This window comes from Mesorhizobium sp., from assembly GCF_004963255.1.
Lineage (GTDB): Bacteria > Pseudomonadota > Alphaproteobacteria > Rhizobiales > Rhizobiaceae > Mesorhizobium.
The window spans coordinates 1-202 of the sequence record NZ_SUGA01000159.1 but is presented as its reverse complement, the minus strand read 5'-3'; the positions used below and the strand labels follow the sequence as shown (position 1 = coordinate 202).

The window sequence follows — 202 nt, the reverse complement described above, 5'->3', positions numbered from 1 at the left end:
GTTGCCGAACCGCGTCCCCTTCAGCACTTCGGCAAAGAGCAGCGCCTGCTGGTCCCTGTCGGAGACGGTGCGGATGGCCGCCACGACGCCGAGGTGGTTCTGCGCGATCTGGCCGATCGAGGAATCGGCCGCGGAGATGATCTCGACCACCTTGGCCAATGTGGCGTAGGACACTTCAGGTCCGCCGAACGCCTTCGGCACA

General features: G+C 65.3%; 1 protein-coding gene. It reads right to left on the bottom strand.

Features of this window, described 5'->3' with window-relative positions:
- The coding region (locus E5X34_RS32885) for an acyl-CoA dehydrogenase family protein (protein ID WP_366664955.1) at positions 1 to 202 on the bottom strand (202 nt) is incomplete at both ends.